Genomic DNA, 1,253 nt, shown 5'->3' with positions numbered 1-1,253 from the left:
AGGGAGACCTCCGCGAGGATCGGCCGCCCGTCCCTCACGACCCGCACGTCCTCGGCGCGCAGTACGTCCTCGGCGGGCAGTACGTCCACGGTGCGCAGTACGTCCGTCACCGCGGCCTCCGGTTCACCGCCGAGAGGACGGCCCGTACGGAGGCCGCCGTGCCCTCCGCGGCGCCCCACACCGTGACGCCGTCCACCCGGCACTCGGCGTAGGCGGCGGTCCCGTCCTCGGTGAGGTCCAGGACGTCGACCGTGCGCCCGGCCCGCGCGAGCGCGTCGACCAGGGCGGCCGTGTCCGCCGGGTACGCGCCCGGTTCCAGCGGGCCCTCCACCACGTACGTCTCCCGGAACAGCTCGTACAGCTCCTTCGGAGTCGCCTCCCGCCCGCTCGCGTCCGTCGCCTCCTGGACGATCCGCGAGAAGTCGGGCCGCATGCGCGGCGGCAGGTCGAGGCCGTGGTGGACGCGCAGCAGATACGCCATTCCGCCCTTGCCCGAGTGCGAGTTGACGCGGATCACCGCCTCGTAGGAACGGCCCACGTCCGCCGGGTCGATCGGCAGATACGGCACGGACCAGGGAGCCTCCCGCTCGGGGACCCCCAACTCCCTTGCCCTGTCCGTGTGATGGGCCAGGCCTTTGCTGATCGCGTCCTGGTGGGTGCCGGAGAACGCCGTGTACACCAGGTCACCGGCGTACGGGTGCCGGGGATGCACCGGCAGCCGGTTGCAGTGCTCGACGACTTCCCGGACCGCGTCGATGTTCCCGAAGTCGACCATGGGGTCCACTCCTTGGGCGTACAGGTTCAGCGCGAGGGTCACCAGATCGACGTTCCCGGTGCGTTCGCCGTTGCCGAACAGACAGCCCTCCACGCGCTGGGCACCCGCCAGGACGGCGAGTTCGGCGCAGGCCACGCCCGTGCCGCGGTCGTTGTGCGGATGGACGGAGAGGATCACCGACTCCCGCCGGGACAGGTTCCGGTGCAGGTACTCGATCTGGTCGGCGTAGACGTTCGGCGTCGCGATCTCGACCGTCGCCGGGAGGTTGTGCGTGACCGGGCGGTCCGGGCTTGCGTCCCACAACTCCGTGAGCCCGTCGCACAGTTCGAGGACGAAGTCCGGCTCCGTGAGGTTGAAGGTCTCCGGGGAGAACTGGAAACGGACACCGGGCGCGTCCTCAGCCCGGCGCGCCATGTGCTCGGCCGCCGCGCGCACGGTCGCCCACACCTCCACCCGGGCGCGGCGGATCACCACCACC

General features: G+C 71.5%; 1 protein-coding gene. It reads right to left on the bottom strand.

Annotated elements, in window-relative coordinates; translation table 11 throughout:
• Positions 1-106: 106 nt before the first annotated feature.
• The coding region (locus ACFWI9_RS34435; protein ID WP_387169268.1) for a 2-isopropylmalate synthase at positions 107-1,253 on the bottom strand (1,147 nt) is incomplete at its 5' end.

Source organism: Streptomyces sp. NPDC127084, assembly GCF_042724175.1.
GTDB lineage: Bacteria > Actinomycetota > Actinomycetes > Streptomycetales > Streptomycetaceae > Streptomyces.
The sequence above is the reverse complement of the archived record's forward strand: the minus strand, read 5'-3'. Positions and strand labels throughout refer to the sequence as shown.